Origin of the sequence: Nocardioides potassii (assembly GCF_021648885.1) — a bacterium.
Taxonomy (GTDB): Bacteria; Actinomycetota; Actinomycetes; order Propionibacteriales; family Nocardioidaceae; genus Nocardioides; species Nocardioides potassii.
The window spans coordinates 141,218-159,552 of sequence record NZ_JAKJHZ010000005.1 but is presented as its reverse complement, the minus strand read 5'-3'; the positions used below and the strand labels follow the sequence as shown (position 1 = coordinate 159,552).

Sequence of the window (18,335 nt, the reverse complement as noted above, 5' to 3'; positions counted from 1 at the left end):
GTCACGCGAACAGGTCGTCGGGCAGCTGCTGCACGCGTCGCAGGTTGGGCATCGCGACGGCGCGCGGGGTGAAGGCGTCCTCGTCGGGGACGCCCCACCGGGACACGACGGCGAGCCGCTCCCACTCCTGCACGCGGGCCTCGCGGGTGCGCGACTCGAAGTGGTAGAGCTCGCTGTTCGCGATGAACAGCGTGCGCAGCCCGGTGGCCCGCACCTTGTAGCAGAGGTCGACGTCGTTGAAGTTGCCCGGCAGCGTCTCGGAGAAGCCGCCGATGCCGAAGAAGGTGTCGCGGCGCATGGCGGCACACGCAGCGGTCACGCCCGTGACCTCGCGGTTGACGACGAGCTCCCCGAACGGACCGACCTCGTCGCGGGTCCAGAACTTGAACGGGTGGTGGTAGCCGGCGTTGTAGTAGGCGTGACCGGCGTGCTGCACGGTCTGGTCGCTGAAGTAGAGCTTGGCGCCGGTGAGGCCGACGTCGGGCTCGTCGAGGGGCGCGACCAGCTGCTCGAGCCAGCCCTGCGAGATCGCCTCGACGTCGTCGTTGAGGAAGACGACGCGGTCGCCCGAGGAGTGGCAGACGCCGACGTTGATCTTCTCGCTGAAGTTGAAGGGCCGCTCGAACGGCACCAGCACCAGCCGGTCGCCCGCGACCTCACGGAGCTCGGCGAGGACGGCGTCCGGCGTGGGGGTGTCGTGGACGACGACGACCTCCACGTCGGCATGGTCGGTGCGGGCGAGGGCGGAGCGCACCGCCTCGACGACCAGCGCCCGGCGGACGCCGCGCACGAGGGACGACTGGCCCATCGTCGGGATCACCAGCGAGACCCGACGGGAGGGGTCGAGGCGCCGCTGGACGGAGTAGCGCCCCGGCTCGGCGCCCGGACCGGCCGTCGCGTCGATCCCGAGACGGTCGAGGTGCTCCTGGACCGCGCGGATCCCGGAGGTCTCGGCGTAGGGCTTGGCCTCGATGTCCACCGCCGTGGACCCGGCCACGGCGCGCCAGTGGTAGAGCACCTCCGGGACGTGGACGATGCGGCGCGCCTTCTCGGTCACGCGCAGCACGAGGTCGTGGTCCTGCGACCCCTCGAAGCCCTCCCGGAAACTGCCGACCTCGCGGACCAGGCTGGTCCGCAGGACCGACAGGTGCGAGGTGTACATCTGTCCGCGGAGCCGCTCGGGCGACCAGTCGGGCTTGTGGAAGGCGCCGTAGGTCGACCCGTCCTCGCCCACCTTGTCCTCGTCGGTGTAGACGTAGTCGACGTCCTCGTGCTCGTCTATCGCGTCGGCCACCTTGGACAGGGCGTCGGGCACGAGCAGGTCGTCGTGGTCGAGGAGTGCGATGAACTCCCCCACGGCCGCGTCGACACCGTCGTTGGACGCAGCCACGATGTGGCCGTTGGTGTCGCGCTCGATCAACGTGATGCGCGGGTCCTGCTGGGCGTACTGCGCGATGACCGTCGGGACGGCGGCGTTCTGCGAGAAGTCGTCGACCATGATCAGCTCCCAGTCCTCGAAGTCCTGGGCGATGACCGACTCGATGCACTCCTTGAGCACGTCCACCGGCGGGTCGTAGACGGGGGTGACGATCGAGAAGCGGGGCTCTCGGCGCCGCTTCGGGCTCACCTCAGCGCTCCGCGCACCCGCCGGGCGACACGACGGGCCACCGAGGCGCGTGGCTGCTCCACCTCGGCGAGACGGGCACGGGCGACCGCGAGCCGGGAGCGCAGCTCGGCCAGGCGCGCCCGGGCCTCGTCACGCTGCTGGGTCATGCGCCGGGAGCGCTTGATCTGCTGGCGCAGCTCCATCGTGACGCGGGTGAGGTCGCGGTTCAGCCGACCGTTCTCGGCCTCCAGCCCCACGATGTGGTCCTGCACGGTGAGCAGGTGGTGCCGGGCCTCGGCGACCTCCTCGCGAAGGCGGTCCGTCTCGGACCGGTCGGTCGCGTCCTGGGTCACGTCTGGCTCCTCCATGGCGTCGTGTGCGCGCGTCACGTTATCTCACTCCGGACCGGCTCCCGGGCCTCGCCCACGGGGTCCTCGACCTCGTCGCCGTCCGTGCCGTCGACGCGCCGCAGGGGGCGCCGCATGCGGGTCATCCGCCGCTTCGCGTCCTCGAGGTCCTTGGCGAGCAGGTTGCGCTCGTGGCGCACCCGGTCGAGCTCGACCCGGGTGTCGAAAGCCTCGCGGTCGGCCGAGGCGAGGGCGTCCTGCAGTCCCACGATGGTCCGGTCCAGCCGGGCGACGGTCTCGTCTCGGTGGGCGGTGGTGTCCGCCAGCGACCGGTTGGTCTCGTCGAGAGCCTGCTCGAGCACGCCGATCCGGGCGGACGGCAGGCGCAGCGACTCGCGCAGCCCGGAGCCGAGGCGGCTGCGGTCCCGTCCCTCCGCGCGCGGCCACTCGTGCCACGGCGAGGCGTGCGAGTCGACCGGCACGGACGCGAGGCGGACGCCGTGCCGGCGCATCGTCGGGACGAACGACAGCTGGTCGCGCCGGGAGTAGCGCAGCACCTGCTCCCACCAGTCCGTCATGGCGGCGTCCGTGACCGTCGTACGACGCCGCGCCAGCATGCCGGTCCAGTGCGGGTTCTCCTCCAGGACGTCGGCGTCGAAGGCGAGGTAGTGGGCGAGCTGCTCGTAGACGCGGGCGAAGTCGTCGAGACCGGCGTCGAGCACGGCCTCCGCCTCACCGAGCACCGACGACCGGAACGAGTGCAGCGGCGCCGCCACGTCGGCCTCGCCGAGCCACTCGTCGAACAGTCCGTCCGGCGGCCGCGTGAGGGCCACGGTGTTGTCCACCCAGAGCGTCTCGTCGTACTCCTCGAGGACCGGGTGTCCCAGGATCTTCAGGGCCCGCGCGCTGCGCGTGGCGTCGCGGGCGAGCCGTGGCTCGACGACCACGAGGCGCCAGGTCTCGCTGGTCAGCTCCGGGTCGTCGGTGAAGCAGATGAACGCCACGTCGGAGTCGCGGGCCACCTCCTCCTCACGCAACCGCTCGTAGCCGCCGATCAGCGCCCGGTAGACCACCCGCCGCGGCGACTCTGCCCGCGCGTCCGGTACCGCGTCCGCCTCCGCGTGCCTGTCCTGCTGCAAGCGTCACCCCTCCCCTGTGCGAGGGACAACCGTAGCGACGCCGGCCGCGCCCGTCAGGGCGGACTGAACCGGTGGAGAGTGTCCCGTGCACCGGGGCGACCCGCTCTCCGGCGGCGATCGGGAGCTTTCGATCACACAGGGAGCACGTCGCGCACCCTGGCCTCAGACCACGGACAGCGGGAGCAGCTTCTGGCCGGTGGGGCCGATCTGGATCTCGGTCTGCATCTCGGGGCACACACCGCAGTCGTAGCAGGGCGTCCAGCGGCAGTCCTCGATCTCGATGTCGGCGCCGTCGGCGGCCGCGAGGGCGTCCTCCCAGTCACCCCACAGCCAGTCCTTGTCGAGGCCCGAGTCCAGGTGCTCCCACGGCAGCACCTCGTCGTAGTCACGCTCACGGGTGGTGTACCAGTCGACGTCGACGCCGCTCTGCTCATCGGGGAGGGCCGCGAGGGCGCGCTCGGCGGCCGCCATCCAGCGGTCGTAGGAGAAGTGCTCGCTCCAGCCGTCGAAGCGGCCGCCGTCGCGCCAGACCTCCTCGATCACGCGGCCCACCCGGCGGTCGCCGCGGGACAGCAGTCCCTCGACGATCCCGGGCTTGCCGTCGTGGTAGCGGAAGCCGATCGCGCGGGCGTACTTCTTGTCCTCGCGCACGACGTCGCGCAGCTTGCGCAGCCGCTCGTCCGTCGTCTCGTGGTCGAGCTGCGCGGCCCACTGGAACGGCGTGTGCGGCTTGGGCACGAAGCCGCCGATCGACACGGTGCAGCGGATGTCGTTGCGGCCCGTGACCTCGCGACCCTTGGCGATCACACGCTTGGCGAGGTCCGCGACCTGGAGAACGTCCTCGTCGGTCTCCGTGGGCAGGCCGACCATGAAGTAGAGCTTCACCTGGCGCCAGCCGTGCGAGTAGGCCGTCGCCACGGTGCGGATCAGGTCCTCCTCGCTCACCATCTTGTTGATGACCTTGCGCATCCGCTCCGAGCCGCCCTCGGGGGCGAAGGTGAGGCCCGAGCGGCGGCCGTTGCGGGAGAACTCGTTGGCGAGGGTGATGTTGAAGGCGTCGACGCGGGTGCTGGGCAGTGAGAGGGAGACGTTGGAGCCCTCGTAGCGGTCGGCGAGGCCCTTGGCCACGTCGCCGATCTCGGTGTGGTCGGCGCTGGAGAGCGACAGCAGGCCGACCTCCTCGAAGCCGGACTTGCGGATGCCGTTCTCGACCATGTTGCCGATGGTCTCGATCGAGCGCTCGCGCACCGGCCTCGTGATCATCCCGGCCTGGCAGAACCGGCAGCCGCGGGTGCAGCCGCGGAAGATCTCGACGGAGAAGCGCTCGTGGACGGTCTCGGCGAGCGGCACGAGCGGGTTGGCCGGGTAGGGCCACTGGTCGAGGTCCATCAGCGTGTGCTTGCGGACCCGGAACGGGATGCCGGGCCGGTTGGGCACGACGGCCTCGATCGAGCCGTCCTCGGCGTAGGCCACGTCGTAGAAGCGCGGGACGTAGATGTTGCCGGTGACGGCGAGGCGGCGCAGCAGCTCGTCACGGCCGCCGGGCTCACCCTCGGACTTGAACTCGCGCACGACCTCGGAGATCGCGAGCACGACCTCCTCGCCGTCGCCGAGGACGGCGGCGTCGATGAAGTCGGCGATCGGCTCGGGGTTGAACGCGGCGTGGCCGCCGGCGATCACGATCGGGTCCCCGTCGCCCCGGTCGGCCGCGTGGAGCGGGATCCCGGCGAGGTCGAGCGCGTTGAGCATGTTGGTGTAGCCGAGCTCGGTGGAGAAGCTCAGGCCGAACAGGTCGAAGGCGCCGACCGGGCGGTGGCTGTCGACGGTGAACTGGGGGATCGGGCCGTGCTCGTCACCGGTCCGCATCACCTGCTCCATGTCGGGCCACACGGAGTAGGTGCGCTCGGCGAGGATCCAGTCACGCTCGTTGAGCACCTCGTAGAGGATCTGCACGCCCTGGTTGGGCAGGCCGACCTCGTAGGCGTCGGGGTACATCAGCGCCCAGCGGACGGTGGGGCCCCCAGCCTCCGACAGAGCCGCGCAGTCCCAGTCCTTGACGACCGAGTTGAGCTCGCCGCCGACGTACTGGATGGGCTTCTGCACCGACGGGAGCCTGGACTCCAGGCGCGGGAAGACCGACGCGACGGTCATGCGGGGAACACCTCGGGTGACTAGGGGACGAGCCGACCGTCAAGGGTACGTCGCCCGCGCGGACGCCGCCTACTCAGCGGATCAGCGACGCGACGCGACCGACGAGCGCAGATGGATGTTCTGCAACAGGCCCAGCGCGAGCATCCCGGCGAACAGCGAGCTGCCGCCGTAGGACACGAACGGCAGCGGAACACCGGTGACCGGCATGATGCCGAGGCACATCCCGATGTTCTGGAAGGCCTGGAAGCCGAACCAGCACGCGATGCCGGCCGCCGCTACCCGGCCGAAGAGGTCGCCCGCGTCGGCGGAGATCGCGAGCGCGCGCCAGATCACCACGGCCAGCAGCAGGATCAGCACGCCCGCACCCACCAGCCCGAGCTCCTCGCCGGCGACGGTGAAGATGAAGTCGGTGTGCTGCTCGGGGACGAAGCCGGAACGGGTCTGCGAGCCCTCGAAGAGGCCCTGCCCGAGGAGGCCGCCGTTGCCGACCGCGATGCGCGCCTGCTCGACGTTGTAGCCGGCGCCGCGCGGGTCGAGCGTGGGGTTCGTGAACGCCATGAACCGGTCGACCTGGTAGGGCTTCAGCACGCCGGCAGAGACGGCGGCGATCGCGCCGACGACCGCGCCGACGGTCAGCCCGGCGAGCCAGGTCCGACCGGCGCCTGCGACCGCGAGGACGCCGAACACCGTCGCGGCGAGCACCAGCATGGTGCCGAGGTCGGGCTGGAGCAGGATCAGCACCGCCGGGACGGCCGCGACCAGCAGCATCCCCACGACCTCGAGGCTGCCCACTCCCCTGCCCCAGCGGCGCTCGGTGCGCTCGGCCACGACGAGTGCCATCCCGATCACCACGGCGAGCTTGGCGAACTCCGACGGCTGGATCGACATGCCACCCAGCTGGAGCCACGAGCGCGAGCCGTTGATCGTGCTGCCGGCGACCAGCACCATGACCAGGCCGCCGACGCTGGCGACGTAGGCCAGCGGGGCGAGGATCCGCACCCAGCGGTGGTCGGTCGCCATCACCGCGACCATCAGCACGAGGCCGATGGCGACGTTGACCAGCTGCTTGCGGAGGTAGGCGTTGGGGTCGCCGCCGGTGAGGTCGGCGCGCGTCGAGGTCGCCGACCAGACGAGCAGCGTGCCCATCGTGACCAGTGCGAGCGAGGCGAGCATCAGCAGCCAGTCGAGCCCGGGGGCACGCAGCGAGCTCGTCGGCTGGCCGGGCCTGGTCGTCGGGCGGTTGCCCAGGATGGTCATGGCGTCACTCCACCCCCGTCGTCGTCACCTTCGGCGGCATGATCGAGCCGTCGTCGAGGAACTGCGGCAGCCGCTGCGGCGGGACGGTGCCCGGGGTCGCGGCTCGGGCGGGGCGGACGGTCTCACCGTCGACGCCGTACAGCGCCTCCCAGATCGCCCGGATGCCGTCGCCGGTCGAGCCGGAGCCGGTGCCGGCCTGGCTGATCATCATCACGACGACGTAGTCCTTGGTGTAGGACGCCACCCAGCCGGTGGTCTGCTTGCCGTAGACCTCGGCCGAGCCGGTCTTCGCCCGGATGGTCACGTCGTCGAGCGGGAAGCCCACGAGCTTCCAGGCCATGGTGCCCTCGCGGGCGACGCCCTGGAGGGCGGAGTCGATGTAGTCGAGGTACTTCTTCGGCACGTCCACCTGGGCGACCTTGCGCGGGGCGATGCGGCGCAGGACCTCGCCGTCGGGGCTGACGAGCGCCTTGGCGACGGTGGGCGCCCAGAGCGTGCCGCCGTTGCTGAGCGCGGCGTAGGCCCGGGCGAGCTGCAGCGGCGTCACGATGGTGTCGCCCTGGCCGATCGAGAAGTTCACCGCGTCACCGGCGCGGTAGAGGTTGCCCTCGAGGCAGAACTCGCGCGCGAACTTGTAGACGAAGTCGCTGGTGTCCGCGGTCTGCGGCTTGGAGCTCAGGTCGCAGTAGTAGTCCTTCTGCGAGGTGTAGTAGTCGAGCTTCCACTTCCGGTCGGCGATGCGGCCGGGAGCCTCGCCGGGGAGGTCGACGCCGGTGCGCGAGCCGAAGCCGAACTCCTTGGCCTCCTCGACCAGCGGGTCCTTGGCGTCGACGTCGGCCGGGTCGCTCCCGAACCTCTGCCAGAAGCTGTAGCCGATCCGGTAGAAGAAGGTGTTGCAGGAGACCTCGAGCGCCTTGGCGAAGCCGATGTTGCCGTAGGCGCCGGACTCGTAGTTCTTGAAGACCCGGTTGCCGACCTGGAAGCCCGACGAGCACGGCAGGGTCGTGTCCATCGAGTAGCCGTTGGTCAGCGCCCCCGCGGTCATGAACGGCTTCCACGTCGAGCCCGGGGCGAACTGGCCCTGGGTGGCGCGCGAGAGCAGCGGCGTGCCGGCCTTCTCGGAGTAGAGGTGGGCGAGCTGCGCCTTGCTGATGCCACCCGTCCAGACGTCGGGGTCGTAGGTCGGCTGGCTGGCCATCGCCACGACCCGGCCGGTCTTCGCGTCGAGGACCACCGCGGCGCCCGAGTCGGCGACGTACCTGCGACCGGTCACGGGGTCGACCTGGGTGCGCTGGTAGGCGATCCGGGCCGCGAGCTGCTTCTCGACGACCGACTGGACCTTGGCGTCGATCGAGGTGACGAGGGTGTCGCCCGGGGTGCTCTCGACCACGGAGTCGTCGCCGAGCACGCGGCCCATCGAGTCGACGGCGACGCGGCGGTAGCCGGGGAGCCCGCGCAGCCACTCGTCGTACTGCTTCTCGACGCCGGCGCGGCCGACGACCGAGGCGCCGTTGAGGGAGCGGTCGTCGCGCTCGACGGCGAGGTCGTACTCGTCCTCGGTCACCGGGCTGAGGTAGCCGAGGACGTGGGCGAGGTTGATGCCGAAGGGGCGGGGGTACGAGCGCACGCTCTGCTGCTCGGCGAGGACCCCCGGGTAGTCCTCGGGCTGCTCGAGCACGCGCAGCGCGACGTCCTTCGACACGTCGGAGGCCACCGGGACGGGCTGGTAGGGCGAGCCGTTCCAGCAGGTACCGCTGACGCTGCCGGGGTCGCCGCAGGTGACCAGCCGCGCCTCGACGTCCTCCGGCGTGGACTCGACCGCGACGGCGACGCGACGGACCAGCTCGGTGCGCTGGTCCTCGTCGAGCTTGCCCAGCAGCGTGCGGTCGACGGAGATCACCCACGACGTGCGGTTGGCGACCAGCGGGCGGCCCTGGCTGTCGACGATGAGGCCGCGCTGGGGCTGGACGACGATGTCGCGGACCGACTGGTTGGCGGCCTGCGCCTGGTAGCCCTCGCCGCCGATGACCTGCAGGTAGTAGAGCCGGACGAACAGGGTCGAGAACAGCGCGAACGCCAGCGCCTGCACGACGACGAGGCGCAACCGGCTCCTGGTCTGCGCGGTGCGGGTGCCTGTCACGTCGTCGCCCACTGCGGGCTCAGGCGGGCGAAGAGCCTCATCAGCGGCGGGAGGACGAACGGCGTGAGCAGCACGTCCCAGACGACTGCGACCAGGACGACCTCCAGCAGGCCGCCGACGGACGAGCCCGGGTCGTCGAGGACGATCCCGGACAGCGCGAACAGGGAGGTCGCGACGAACGACGCCGCGGCAACGGTGCCGACGACGGCCATCGCGCTGGGCTTCTGGTCCTGCCGCACGCGCGCGGCGAGGAACGCGGCGATCGTCAGCGCGAGCGCCCAGCGACCGGCCACGTGGTCGGCCGGGGGCGCGAGGTCGAGGGTCAGCCCGGCCACGAAGCCGAGCACCAGCGCGAAGGGCGCCTCGACGGTGAGCGCGGCCGCGACGACGACGAGCAGGCACAGGTTGGGCACGATGCCGTGCCACGCCAGGTGCGGGAACAGCGAGACCTGCACGACGAGGGCGACCACGACGGCGGCGAGCGCGGCGAGCCAGCGGAGGTACGTCATCGCAGCGTCCCGTCCGCCTCGATGAGGGCGCGGTCGCTGGTCGACCCGCTGGGCACCATCACCCCGACCACGTCGAGGGAGGAGAAGTCGACGAACGGCTCGACGACGGCCCGCTGGGAGGCCTCGCGCAGGGAGGAGTAGACCTCGGTGATGCGGCCGATCGGCACCCCCGGCTCGTAGGGCCCCGTGCTGCTCCCCCACGTCACGACGGTGTCGTCGCGGGCGGGGACGGACGCGTCGTCGACGAGGCGCAGGTCGAGGCCGGCGGCCTGGTCGAGCGAGCCGCTGCCGTTGACGAAGCCGATCTCCATGCTCGAGCCGACGCGGCCGCCGACCGTCGAGTCGGGGTCCACGATCAGCAGGACGGTCGCGGTGCTGCGCGTGACGCGCAGGACGCGGCCGACGAGGCCGTCGTTGTTGACGACCGTCATGTCGGGGCCGACGCCGGCGGCCGAGCCCGCGTCGATGGTGACCGTGAAGCTCTGCGACTGGCGCGACCCGACGGCGACCACCCGGGCGGGGAGCAGGGCCGAGCCCAGGTCGGCCGCGGCGGTCGTGAGGCCGTCGTACTGCTCGAGGCGGTTGCGCTCGAAGCCCGCGAGCTCGACCTGGCTCCTGAGGTCGGCGTTGCTGGCCTCGAGGTCACGCACCTCGTCGGCGAGGTCGCTCTTGCTCCGGAACCAGGCCGGCACGGAGGTGAACGGGCGTACGGCGGCCGCGACGGTCGACTCGGCCGGCCCGAACGCCTCGCCGACAGCCCGGCGGGCCGGGTCGAGCGGCGAGCCGGCGCCGCCGGAGACGTCGAGCGTCACGAGCGTGATGCTGGCGAGCACCAGCGCGACCAGCAGCGAGCGTGGCGGGCGGTTGCGCGACTCGAGCCTGTCCAGCCCGGTCCAGCGCCGCTCGCGTCCCCCGAGCGCGCCCATCAGAAGCGCCTCACGTCGGAGACGAGCACCTGCTGGAGGGCCTCGAACTCCTCGACACACTTGCCGGCGCCGTAGGCGACCGAGGACAGCGGGTCCTCGGCGACGTGCACGGGCATGCCGGTCTCGTGGCGCAGCCGCTCGTCGAGGCCACGCAGCATCGCGCCGCCGCCGGTGAGGACGATGCCGCGGTCCATGATGTCGCCGGCGAGCTCGGGCGGGGTCTGGTCGAGGGTGCTGCGCACCGCGTCGACGATGTTGTGGAGCGGCTCCTCGAGCGCCTGGCGGAGCTCGGAGCTCGACACCACGACCGTGCGGGGCAGGCCGGAGACCATGTCGCGGCCGCGGATCTCGGCGTCGGGCTCGCTGGGGAGCGGGAAGGCCGACCCGAGGGTCATCTTCATCTCCTCGGCGGTGCGCTCCCCCAGCATGAGGGAGTACTCCTTCTTCATCCACGCGATGATCGCCTGGTCGAGGTCGTCGCCAGCAGTGCGGACCGAGAGGCTGGTGACGATGCCGCCGAGGCTGATCACGGCGACCTCGGTCGTACCGCCGCCGACGTCGACGACCATGTTGCCGGTGGCCTCGTGGACCGGCAGCCCGGCGCCGATCGCCGCGGCCATCGGCTCCTCGACGATGTAGACCCGGCGGGCGCCGGCCTGGTAGCCGGCCTCCTTGACCGCGCGCTGCTCGACGGCGGTGATCCCGCTCGGCACGCAGATCACCATGCGGGGCTTGGCGAAGTAGCGGCGCCGGTGCACCTGGTGGATGAAGTAGCGCAGCATCTGCTCGGTCGCCTCGAAGTCGGCGATCACGCCGTCCTTCAGCGGCCGGATCGCGGCGATGTTGTCGGGGGTCCGACCGATCATCCGCTTGGCCTCGTGGCCCACGGCGAGCACCTCGCCCGTGGTCGTGTTCATCGCCACGACCGACGGCTCGTCGAGCACGACACCCTTGCCCCGGACGTAGACCAGCGTGTTGGCGGTGCCGAGGTCCACAGCCATGTCTCGGCCGATGAGGTTGTGTGCCATTGCCGCTGCTGCCCCTGCAGGTCGGGTGGTGCTCCGGGAAGAGGGGTCAGCGCTGGTTCCGACCCACGCTCAGGTTAAGGAGCGTGGTGCGGTCTTCCCGGCAGGACACGCGCGGGGTGCATGGGGCATGTGGGACGTACGAGGTCGGCGCCGGGCCGCCGGACTGGGTGAGTCTTGCGCGATGTGGGGGTTGCAACGGCCGGTCCGCGCAGGAGTCCCCGCTTCAGCGGTGACTCCTGCTACGGCTCACAGCCCGGGGAACCAGATGCCGATCTCGCGGGCGGCGGACTCCTCGGAGTCCGAGCCGTGCACGAGGTTCTGCTGGACGGCGAGGCCCCAGTCGCGACCGAGGTCGCCGCGGATGGTGCCGGGGGCGGCGAGGGTCGGGTCGGTGGCGCCGGCGAGCGAGCGGAAGCCCTCGATGCAGCGCTGGCCCTCGATCACGACGGCCAGCACCGGGCCGGACAGCATGAACTCGACGAGCGGGCCGTAGAACGGCTTGCCCTCGTGCTCGGCGTAGTGCTCGGCGAGGATCTCGGTGGTCGCGGTGCGCAGCTCCACGGCCGTGAGCGTGTAGCCCTTGGCCTCGATCCGGCGCAGGATCTCTCCCGAGAGGCCGCGGCGCACGCCGTCGGGCTTGACGAGGACGAGGGAACGCTGGACGTCGGTCATGCGCGCAGCCTAGCGAGGCGGGTCAGCCGTTCTCCGCTCGGTACGCCGCCCACGCGGCGGCACGCTCGCGCTCGATCTTGCGGCCGAGCAGGTCGGCGCCCGCCCACAGCGCGGCGAAGATGGCGCCGAGGCCGAACATCACCGGTACGACGAAGCCGAGACCGATCGCGGCCACCTGGACCACGTACCCGGCGGCGAAGGCCCACTCGGCGCGGAGCATGCCGGCGAGCAGCAGGCAGACGACGGCCATCCCGAGACCGACGGCCAGGGCCGTGCCGGTGTCCACGTCGGCGATGGTGATCATCACCGGGGTCGTGAGGCCGAGCGCGATCGCCTCGAGGCTGAGCACGGCGGCGCACATGCCGCGTCGCGGCGAGCGCTCGGTGTTGGCGGGCACCCCCTCGGAAGGCACAGGGTCGGCGGGCACCGGGTCGGGCTCATCGCTCATCGGCGGCCCTTGAGCATCGCGCGGGCCTCGCCGACCGTGACGACCGAGCCGGTGACCAGCACGGCGCCGGCGCCGATGGAGACGTCGATCGCCTCCCCCGCCTCAGCGAGGGTCGCGGCGCGGTCGATCGCCTCGGCGAGGTCGGGCACGACGGTCACGCGGTCCTCGCCGAAGACCTCGGCTGCCACGCGGCCGAGGGCGACGGCGGACATCGACCGCGGTGTCGAGTTCTGGGTGACGACCAGGTGGGCGAGGTGCGGCTCGAACGCGGCCAGCACGCCCTCGTAGTCCTTGTCCTCCATCACGCCCATCACGCCGATCAGCGGGCTGAAGGAGAAGGAGTCGGACAGCGCCGCAGCGGCCGCCTCCGCGCCGTGCGGGTTGTGCGCGGCGTCGAGCAGGATCGTCGGGCTGCGGCGGATGATCTCGAGCCGGCCGGGCGACGTCACCTCGGCGAAGGCGGCACGGACGAGGTCCTCGTCGAGCGCGCCGGTGCCGAACGACTCCACCGCGGCGAGGGCGACGGCGGCGTTCTGCGCCTGGTGGGCGCCGTAGAGCGGCAGGAACACGTCGTCGTACCGCGCCCGGAGGCCCTGGATGGAGACGACCTGGCCACCGACCGCGGGCGTGCGGGAGACGACACCGAACTCCATGCCCTCGCGAGCGACGGTCGCGCCGACCTCGGCGGCACGCTCCAGCAGCACGGCGGCCACCTCCGGCGTCTGCTGCGCGAGGACGGCGACCGATCCCGGCTTGATGATGCCGGCCTTCTCGACCGCGATGGTCGCGGGATCGCTGCCGAGGTACTTCTCGTGGTCGACGGCGATCGGCAGCACGACGGCCACGTCGGCGTCGATCACGTTGGTCGCGTCCCATGCACCGCCCATCCCGACCTCGACGACCGCGACGTCGACCGGGGCGTCGGCGAAGGCGGCGTAGGCCATCCCGACGATCGTCTCGAAGAAGCTGAGCGGGTGCTCCTGCTCGGCGTCGACGAGGTGGGTGTAGGGAGCGACGTCGTTGAAGGCCCGGACGAACTCCTCGTCGTCGAGCGGCTCGCCGTCGATGCTGATCCGCTCGCTCATCTTCTCGAGGTGGGGCGAGGTGAACCGGCCGGTGCGCAGGTCGAGCGCGCGCAGGAGCGTCTCGACCATCCGGCTGGTGCTCGTCTTGCCGTTGGTGCCGGTCAGGTGGACCGACCGGAAGGAGCGCTGGGGCTCGCCGAGGAGCTCGGCGAAGGCGAGGATCCGGTCGAGGCTCGGCTCGAGCTTGGTCTCGGGCCAGCGGGACAGCAGGGCGTCCTCGACCTCGTCGAAGGTCTCGGCTGGGCGGGCGTCAGGCGGGGCGTCAGTCATCTCGTGCTGAGTCTAGGGGCGTCAGCAGCGCACGATCCGCTTCCACGGCTTCACGACCTCGAGCGAGCGGCCGTCGAGCGGGTGCGCGCGGAACTGGTCCAGGGCGTCGGCCCACCGCGGGTCCGCGGTGCCGGTGACGAACATCGACGAGCCCTGGTCGGCGTAGACGAGCCCGTAGCGCTTCATCGCGACGACCATCGCCTTCGCGGCGCCGGTGTAGCGCCCTGCGGGGAAGGACCTCCTGAGCCGGAAGCGCATGCCGTACGCCGGCAGGCCGGAGGCCGTGTTGCCGCTCGGGCCGCAGTGGCGCGCCGGCCAGGTGTACGCCGCCCGCGCGCTGGGCAGCGTGAAGCGCAGGGCGTGGGTGATCCGCCCCGAGGCGGCCTCGTCGTAGGACAGCAGCCCCGGCAGGATCGGCAGGCCGGCGGCGTCGGCGGAGGTCCACCGGGCCGGGCGGAGCCTGTTGGACGACAGGTCCCAGCGCGCGGCCGCGGCGGCGCGCCAGGCGACGACCTGCCCACTGGCGTCGTACACCCGCTCGGCGGCGTACAGCTCGACGAGGTCGCAGGTGCCGCGCCGGACGGTGATCACGTGCCGGTCGCCGGAACCGGGGTCGGGGTCGCGGGTGCTGCCGCCCTCGATGGCGGCGTCGGCCGGGACGAACACGGGACCGCGGTCGCTCTCGTCGCCGTAGTCCTCGCCGTCCACGCCGAACTGCAGCGGCAGCAGGGGCTGGTCGGCGTCGACGACGTTGACCGGGATGCCGTAGTACTCCTCGGTCGTGCCGAGGTCGAGGTGCAGGTCGTGGCCCGCGGCCTGCCGCGAGACGATCGCCCGGGACTTCCGGTGCACCGGCCGGTCGTCGATCCGCCGGTTCCACGGGTTGTCGGCAGGGAACACCCGGCACCCGCCGACGGTGTGGACCGGCGCGCGCCGCTCGAGCTGAGGGGTCGCCGCTGCAGGGAGCACGACGGCGGTGACGACCAGGGACACGGTGACGATCAGGACCCGGCGCATCCGACGAGGCTAGGGCCTCGGCGGCGGGCTGACGAGGTGCTCGGCCATGTCGACGACCGGCTGATAGCCGAGCGCGGCGTAGATCTTGTTGGAGGTCGGGTTGGCCTGGTCGGTGAACAGGCACATCCGGTGCCCCGCCTCGAGGCCGCGGCGGGTCAGCTCGCCGACGACGTACGACGCGATGCCGCGACCCCGGTGCTCTCTGGGCGTGTAGACCGGACCGATCCGCACGACGCCGTACGTCGGCAGCCCGGAGCCGGAGAGGTGCGCGACCGTGCCGTCGGGCAGCTCCCACAGCCACTCGACCCCCTCGCGGATCCGGACCAGGATGCTGTCCAGGGTGTTGTGCTCGCCGGAGTCGGGGTCGGGCTCGCGGCCGGCCTGCTCGTCGGCCTCGGCGTGGAAGTCCGTGAACCACGCGAGCACCAGCTCGGCGTCGTCCTCGGTCGCTCGGCGCAGGCGACCCTCGGGCGCCGGCGGGGCCGCCACCTCGGTGCACTCCCAGAGGCGCGTGGTCTTGTCGACCACCAGCTCTCCCCCACCGAGGTCGGCCGTGGTCCGCGCCAGCACCTCGGCCCCGGGCAGCGCCCCGTTGGCGCCGCCGAGGTGCTCGCCGCGCGCGTGCAGAGCGGCCGCGAGGGCTCGCGCGGCCTCGTCCGACATCGGCAGCGAGAAGGACGGGTAGGGCTTGAACGGCGCGGTGCGCATGGCGGCGCTGACGACGTCGCCCCTGTCGCCGCGGACCACCACCCACCAGCGCTGGAAGGGCGCACCCACCTCGGCCCACGAGTCGATCCCGTCGGCCAGCTCGCGGGCCGTGCGCGCGGTGACGCTCGCGATCACGCTGCCCAGGACCGGATCGGCGGCGAGCAGGTCGCCGGCCGCATCGAGGAACGGCTGCGGGGTGTCGAAGAACTCGAGCTCCATGGCGCGACGCTAGTCATCCGTGCAGCGGCGGCATACTCGTTTTCGCAGGCAGGAGGCCCGTCAATAGACTTCCCGCATGACTGAGAACCCCAGCGCCCCGACCGCGGACACGACGAGCACCGACCCGCGTGCCGTCGTCGTACCGGAGCGTCCGGCGCTGGAGGGGCTCGAGGACAAGTGGTCGCGGTCGTGGGCCGACAACGACACCTACGCCTTCGACCGCACGCAGCCGCGCGAGAACGTCTACTCCATCGACACGCCGCCGCCGACCGTGAGCGGTTCGCTGCACGTCGGCCACGTCTACTCCTACAGCCACACCGACCTCATCGCGCGCTACCAGCGCATGCAGGGCAAGGCCGTCTTCTACCCGATCGGCTGGGACGACAACGGCCTGCCGACCGAGCGGCGCGTCCAGAACTACTTCGGCGTGCGGTGCGACCCCACGCTGCCGTACGACGCCGACTTCACGCCCCCGGAGAACCCGGACCCGAAGAAGCAGGTCCCGGTCAGCCGGCCCAACTTCATCGAGCTGTGCGAGCGGCTCGTGGTCGAGGACGAGAAGGCGTTCGAGGCGCTGTGGCGCCAGCTCGGCCTGTCGGTCCAGTGGAACCCGACCTACACGACGATCGGGGACCACTCGCGCACCGTCAGCCAGCGCGCGTTCCTGCGCAACTACGCCCGCGGCGAGGCCTACCTCTCCGAGGCGCCGACGCTCTGGGACGTCACGTTCCAGACGGCCGTCGCCCAGGCCGAGCTCGAGGCACGCGACTACCCCGGCCACTACCACCGCGTGGCGTTCCACAAGCCCGACGGCAGCCCGATCCACATCGAGACGACGCGGCCGGAGCTGATCCCCAGCGTCGTCGCGCTGATCGCCCACCCCGACGACGAGCGCTACCAGGACGTCTTCGGGACGACCGTCACCTCGCCCGTCTTCGGCGTGGAGGTCCCGGTCCTCGCGCACCCCGCCGCCGAGCCCGACAAGGGCGCCGGCATCGCGATGTGCTGCACGTTCGGTGACCTCACCGACGTGATGTGGTGGCGCGAGCTGAGCCTGCCGGTCCGCACGGTCATCGGCCGCGACGGCCGCCTGCTGCGCGAGACGCCCGAGTGGCTCACCGCGGACGCCGCGGCGACGGCGTACGCCGAGATGGCCGGCAAGACCACCTTCAGCGCCCGCGAGGCGATGGTCGCCATGCTCCGCGAGTCCGGCGACCTCGACGGCGAGCCGAAGGCCACGCAGCGGATGGCGAACTTCTACGAGAAGGGCGACAAGCCGCTCGAGATCGTCGCGACCCGCCAGTGGTACATCAAGAACGGCGGCCGCGACGCCCAGCTCCGCAAGGAGATGCTCGTCCGCGGCGAGGAGATCACCTGGATCCCCGCGCACATGAAGCACCGCTACGACAACTGGGTCGGCGGCCTCAACGGTGACTGGCTGATCTCGCGGCAGCGGTTCTTCGGCATCCCGTTCCCGGTCTGGTACCCGCTCGACGCGGACGGCGAGCCCGACCACGACCACCCGCTCATGCCGTCGGAGGACCAGCTCCCCGTCGACCCGTCGACGCAGGCGCCGCACGGCTACACCGAGGACCAGCGCGGGAAGCCCGGCGGCTTCATCGGTGACCCCGACGTGATGGACACGTGGGCGACCTCCTCCCTCACCCCGCACATCGCGGGCATGTGGGAGGTCGACGACGACCTGTTCTCGCGGGTCTTCCCCTACGACCTCGCGACGCAGGCGCACGACATCATCCGCACCTGGCTCTTCTCCCGCGTCGTCCGGTCCGACTTCGAGAACGGCGTCGCCCCCTGGTCGCACGCCATGATTTCGGGCTTCATCGTCGACCCCGACCGCAAGAAGATGTCGAAGTCCAAGGGCAACGTCGTCGTCCCGACCGACATCCTCGACAAGTACGGCGCCGACGCCGTCCGCTGGCGCGCCGCGATCGGGCGTCCCGGCATGGACTCGCCCTTCGACGAGTCGCAGATGAAGGTCGGCCGCCGCCTGGCGATGAAGGTCCTCAACGCCTCCAAGTTCGTCCTCGGCAACGTCGGCGCGACCACGCTGTCGCCCAGCGCGGTCAGCAACCCCGTCGATTGCGCCCTGCTCGGCCGCCTCGAGATCGTCGTCCGCCGGGCGACCGAGGCGTTCGAGGCCTACGACTACACGACGGCGCTCGAGGTCACCGAGAAGTTCTTCTGGGAGTTCTGCGACGACTACCTCGAGCTGGTCAAGGAGCGGGCGTACGACGCCGACGGCGGCCCCGGAACCGATTCGGCCCGCGCGACCCTGGCCATCGCCCTGCACGTCCAGCTGCGACTGCTGGCGCCGATCCTGCCCTACGCGACCGAGGAGGTCTGGTCGTGGTGGCAGGAAGGCTCCATCCACCACGCCGCCTGGCCGACCGCGGCCGACCTCGGGTCGGCCGCCGCCTCGCAGCCGCTGGTCCTCGACGCCGTCGCCTCCGCCCTCACGGGCATCCGCGGCGCCAAGTCGCAGGCCAAGGCCAAGATGCGCGCCCCGCTCTCCCGCGTGGTGATCACCGGTCCGGCCGCCCTGGTCGAGGCCGCCGCCCAGGCGCAGGACGACCTCCGCGCCGTGGGCAACGTCGTCGGCTCGCTCGACTTCGAGACCGACGACTCCGCCACCGAGCTGCGCGTCACCGCCGAGCTCGCCCCGACGGAGGACTGAGCGCCGCTCGAGCGGTGCGTGAGGGGCATTCCGGGCCCGCCGGAACCCTCCTCACGCACCGCTCGCCGGCGCGCCGCCGTACGACGCCCGGGTGAGCGGTGGCCGAGCCACATTCCGT

15 protein-coding genes are annotated in these 18,335 nt (G+C 71.7%); 1 reads left to right on the top strand and 14 read right to left on the bottom strand.

Annotation, left to right across the window (positions count from 1 at the left end; genetic code table 11):
• Window position 1: 1 nt before the first annotated feature.
• The 14 genes from L2K70_RS05205 to L2K70_RS05140 form a co-directional block, all read right to left on the bottom strand.
• Entirely contained in the window at window positions 2–1,627 is a 1,626-nt protein-coding gene (locus L2K70_RS05205; RefSeq protein ID WP_236400008.1) for a glycosyltransferase family 2 protein, read from the bottom strand.
• Window positions 1,624–1,959, bottom strand: coding sequence for a hypothetical protein (locus L2K70_RS05200; RefSeq protein WP_236400005.1), 336 nt, complete (start codon window positions 1,957–1,959; stop codon window positions 1,624–1,626). Before L2K70_RS05200 ends, L2K70_RS05205 begins: the two co-directional genes overlap by 4 nt.
• Before the next feature lie 32 nt (window positions 1,960–1,991).
• Entirely contained in the window at window positions 1,992–3,092 is a 1,101-nt protein-coding gene (locus L2K70_RS05195; protein WP_236400002.1) for a glycosyltransferase domain-containing protein, read from the bottom strand.
• A gap of 162 nt (window positions 3,093–3,254) precedes the next feature.
• The gene (locus L2K70_RS05190; RefSeq protein WP_236400000.1) at window positions 3,255–5,243 is read right to left on the bottom strand and encodes a TIGR03960 family B12-binding radical SAM protein; all 1,989 of its coding nucleotides are present in this window, start codon (window positions 5,241–5,243) and stop codon (window positions 3,255–3,257) included.
• Between the two features lie 81 nt (window positions 5,244–5,324).
• Window positions 5,325–6,500, bottom strand: coding sequence for a rod shape-determining protein RodA (rodA, locus tag L2K70_RS05185; protein WP_236399997.1), 1,176 nt, complete (start codon window positions 6,498–6,500; stop codon window positions 5,325–5,327).
• Window positions 6,501–6,504: 4 nt separating this feature from the next.
• On the bottom strand, window positions 6,505–8,640 hold the full coding sequence (gene mrdA, locus L2K70_RS05180; RefSeq protein WP_236399994.1) for a penicillin-binding protein 2: 2,136 nt from the start codon (window positions 8,638–8,640) through the stop codon (window positions 6,505–6,507).
• Complete coding sequence (gene mreD, locus L2K70_RS05175) at window positions 8,637–9,149, bottom strand: rod shape-determining protein MreD (RefSeq protein WP_236399991.1); 513 nt, start codon at window positions 9,147–9,149, stop codon at window positions 8,637–8,639. The genes mrdA and mreD overlap by 4 nt, the downstream gene beginning before the upstream one ends.
• A complete protein-coding gene (gene mreC / locus L2K70_RS05170) occupies window positions 9,146–10,075 on the bottom strand; it encodes a rod shape-determining protein MreC (protein WP_236399988.1) in 930 nt (309 codons plus the stop codon). The genes mreD and mreC overlap by 4 nt, the downstream gene beginning before the upstream one ends.
• Complete coding sequence (locus L2K70_RS05165; protein ID WP_236399986.1) at window positions 10,075–11,103, bottom strand: rod shape-determining protein; 1,029 nt, start codon at window positions 11,101–11,103, stop codon at window positions 10,075–10,077. The genes mreC and L2K70_RS05165 overlap by 1 nt, the downstream gene beginning before the upstream one ends.
• A gap of 246 nt (window positions 11,104–11,349) precedes the next feature.
• Window positions 11,350–11,775 carry a nucleoside-diphosphate kinase gene (gene ndk / locus L2K70_RS05160; RefSeq protein ID WP_236399983.1) on the bottom strand — a complete coding sequence of 142 codons (426 nt, stop codon included), beginning with the start codon at window positions 11,773–11,775 and terminating at the stop codon, window positions 11,350–11,352.
• A 22-nt stretch (window positions 11,776–11,797) separates the two neighbouring features.
• Entirely contained in the window at window positions 11,798–12,223 is a 426-nt protein-coding gene (locus L2K70_RS05155) for a DUF4233 domain-containing protein (protein WP_236399976.1), read from the bottom strand.
• The gene (locus tag L2K70_RS05150; protein WP_236399973.1) at window positions 12,220–13,578 is read right to left on the bottom strand and encodes a bifunctional folylpolyglutamate synthase/dihydrofolate synthase; all 1,359 of its coding nucleotides are present in this window, start codon (window positions 13,576–13,578) and stop codon (window positions 12,220–12,222) included. Before L2K70_RS05150 ends, L2K70_RS05155 begins: the two co-directional genes overlap by 4 nt.
• 21 nt (window positions 13,579–13,599) lie before the next feature.
• On the bottom strand, window positions 13,600–14,595 hold the full coding sequence (locus L2K70_RS05145) for a hypothetical protein (RefSeq protein WP_236399969.1): 996 nt from the start codon (window positions 14,593–14,595) through the stop codon (window positions 13,600–13,602).
• A gap of 9 nt (window positions 14,596–14,604) precedes the next feature.
• Window positions 14,605–15,522, bottom strand: coding sequence for a GNAT family N-acetyltransferase (locus tag L2K70_RS05140; protein ID WP_236399966.1), 918 nt, complete (start codon window positions 15,520–15,522; stop codon window positions 14,605–14,607).
• Window positions 15,523–15,598: 76 nt separating this feature from the next.
• Between L2K70_RS05140 and valS the strand changes: the two genes are divergently transcribed.
• Entirely contained in the window at window positions 15,599–18,217 is a 2,619-nt protein-coding gene (gene valS / locus L2K70_RS05135) for a valine--tRNA ligase (protein ID WP_236399964.1), read from the top strand.
• Window positions 18,218–18,335 lie beyond the last annotated feature (118 nt).

What these genes read in the sequence shown, in the direction of transcription:
- L2K70_RS05190 (WP_236400000.1), bottom strand. Translation starts at nt 5,243, where the DNA reads ATGACCGTCGCGTCGGTCTTCCCGCGCCTGGAGTCCAGGCTCCCGTCG.
- rodA (WP_236399997.1), bottom strand. Translation starts at nt 6,500, where the DNA reads ATGACCATCCTGGGCAACCGCCCGACGACCAGGCCCGGCCAGCCGACG.
- mreD (WP_236399991.1), bottom strand. Translation starts at nt 9,149, where the DNA reads ATGACGTACCTCCGCTGGCTCGCCGCGCTCGCCGCCGTCGTGGTCGCC.
- mreC (WP_236399988.1), bottom strand. Translation starts at nt 10,075, where the DNA reads ATGGGCGCGCTCGGGGGACGCGAGCGGCGCTGGACCGGGCTGGACAGG.
- L2K70_RS05165 (WP_236399986.1), bottom strand. Translation starts at nt 11,103, where the DNA reads ATGGCACACAACCTCATCGGCCGAGACATGGCTGTGGACCTCGGCACC.
- ndk (WP_236399983.1), bottom strand. Translation starts at nt 11,775, where the DNA reads ATGACCGACGTCCAGCGTTCCCTCGTCCTCGTCAAGCCCGACGGCGTG.
- L2K70_RS05155 (WP_236399976.1), bottom strand. Translation starts at nt 12,223, where the DNA reads ATGAGCGATGAGCCCGACCCGGTGCCCGCCGACCCTGTGCCTTCCGAG.
- L2K70_RS05150 (WP_236399973.1), bottom strand. Translation starts at nt 13,578, where the DNA reads ATGACTGACGCCCCGCCTGACGCCCGCCCAGCCGAGACCTTCGACGAG.
- L2K70_RS05145 (WP_236399969.1), bottom strand. Translation starts at nt 14,595, where the DNA reads ATGCGCCGGGTCCTGATCGTCACCGTGTCCCTGGTCGTCACCGCCGTC.
- L2K70_RS05140 (WP_236399966.1), bottom strand. Translation starts at nt 15,522, where the DNA reads ATGGAGCTCGAGTTCTTCGACACCCCGCAGCCGTTCCTCGATGCGGCC.
- valS (WP_236399964.1), top strand. Translation starts at nt 15,599, where the DNA reads ATGACTGAGAACCCCAGCGCCCCGACCGCGGACACGACGAGCACCGAC.